Here is a 1947-nt window from a genome sequence, read left to right on the forward strand (position 1 = left end):
GGTTCCAGGCCGCTTCCCAGAAACGGCCGGCCGGCGGGCCGCCGAGGGCGCCGAGGCTGTGGGCCGCCAGGCCGGGCAGGAACACCGGGCCGTCGAGTTCGCGGTACAGGCCGTACAGGGCGGCGGCGTAGAAGCTTTCGCCGGGGTTCTGGTCCAGCAAGGCCCGCAGCGCGCGCACGGCGTCGTCCACGAGCAGCGGTTCCAGCGCCTTCCAGTCGGTGGGCGGCGGGGTTTCGGAGGACATGGGCGGGCGATTTCCTTTGGGCCCGCGATCCTAAGGGCCGGTGCCGCTGGCGATAATCCGTCGATGCGAATCCGCTTTACCAAGATGCAGGGGGCCGGCAACGATTTCGTCGTGCTCGACGAAACGCGCGACACGCTGGGCCTCACGGCCGCGCAGTACCGCTTCCTGGCCGACCGCCACTTCGGCGTCGGCGCCGACCAGATCCTCACGGTGCGGCCCGCACGCGCCGCGGGCACCGACTTCCAGTACGTGATCCACAACGCCGACGGCGGCGAGGTCGAGCAGTGCGGCAATGGCGCGCGCTGCTTCATGCGCTTCGTGCGCGAGCACGGCCTGACCGACAAGGACTCGGTGCGCGTCGAAACGCTCGCCGGCGTGATCGAGCCGCGCATGGGCGATGACGGCCGCGTGACGGTCGACATGGGCGCGCCGATCTTCGAACCCGAGCGCGTGCCCTTCGACACCGCCGGGCTCGATCCGCAGCCCGAGGGCGGCTGGCACACCTGGCACCTGGCACTGGGCACGCGGGCCGGCAGCGCTATCGTTTCGGTAGCGGTGCTGTCGATGGGCAACCCGCACGCGGTGCAGATCGTCGACGACGTCGAGACCGCGCCCGTGGCCGAGCAGGGGCCGCAGATCGAACACCATCCGCGCTTTCCGCAGCGCGTGAACGCCGGTTTCCTGCAGGTGGTCGACCGCACGCACGTGAAGCTGCGCGTGTTCGAGCGCGGCGCGGGCGAAACCCTGGCCTGCGGCACCGGCGCCTGCGCGGCGGTGGTGGCCGGCATCCGCCTCGGGCTGCTGGACCGCCGGGTCGACGTGCAGACGCACGGCGGCATGCTCACCATCGAATGGCAGGGCGAGGGCCGGCCGGTGCTGATGACGGGCCCGGCCACCACGGTGTTCGAGGGCGACATCGAGGTGCCGGACCTGCCATGACCTCCTTCACGAACAACCAAGACGCGAACGCCATGAACCCGATCACCGAAGACGACATCGCGAACTACCTGGCGAACACGCCCGACTTCTTCGAGCGCCATGCCCAGCTGCTGGCGCAGGTGCAGCTCACCAGCCCGCACGGCAACCGCGCCGTGAGCCTGCAGGAGCGCCAGGCCGAGATGCTGCGCGAGAAGATCAAGGCGCTCGAGCACCGCGTGATGGACATGGTGCGCCACGGCACCGAGAACGTGGTGATCGCCGACCGGCTGCAGCGCTGGACCGCCGGCCTGCTGACCACGCGCGACCCGCGCAGCCTGCCCTACCGCATCGCGGTCGACCTGCAGTCGCTGTTCCTGGTGCCGCAGACGGCCATCAAGGTCTGGGACTGCGGCACCGAGTACCTCAACGAGGCCTATGCGCAGTGGGTCAGCGACGACGTGAAGGCGCTCGCGACCTCGCTGACCGCGCCGTACTGCGGCCTCAACGCGGGCTTCGAGGCGGCCAACTGGCTGCCCGAGCCCAATGCCGCGGCCTCGATCTCGCTGATTCCGCTGCGCGCCGAGCCCAACGCCCCGGCCTTCGGCCTGCTGGTGCTGGCCTCGCCCGACGCGCAGCGCTTCAACGCCGAGATGGGCACCGACTTCCTCGAGCGCATCGCCGAACTGGCCTCGGGCGCGCTGTCGCGGCTGCGGCCTTGATCCGTCCCGTCGCGGCGCTGGGGCGCCTGTGGCGCCGGGTGCCGCGCGTGCTGCGGATCGCGGCCT

Annotated in this window: 2 protein-coding genes and 1 pseudogene; 2 read left to right on the forward strand and 1 reads right to left on the reverse strand. The window is 71.1% G+C overall.

The window, feature by feature from the left end; translation table 11 throughout:
* Positions 1 to 244: pseudogene (locus AC27VN_RS40065) on the reverse strand (hypothetical protein); the annotation flags it as partial.
* A 63-nt stretch (positions 245 to 307) separates the two neighbouring features.
* Here AC27VN_RS40065 and dapF point away from each other — a divergent pair.
* Both dapF and AC27VN_RS40075 read left to right on the forward strand, forming a co-directional pair.
* Positions 308 to 1183 carry a diaminopimelate epimerase gene (gene dapF / locus AC27VN_RS40070; protein WP_490880300.1) on the forward strand — a complete coding sequence of 292 codons (876 nt, stop codon included), beginning with the start codon at positions 308 to 310 and terminating at the stop codon, positions 1181 to 1183.
* Positions 1180 to 1881 (forward strand): DUF484 family protein, encoded by a 702-nt coding sequence (locus tag AC27VN_RS40075; protein ID WP_261211342.1) that lies wholly within the window; start codon positions 1180 to 1182, stop codon positions 1879 to 1881. Before dapF ends, AC27VN_RS40075 begins: the two co-directional genes overlap by 4 nt.
* Positions 1882 to 1947: the final 66 nt, after the last annotated feature.

It is taken from the genome of Variovorax sp. 20P10.2.4 (assembly GCF_058244205.1).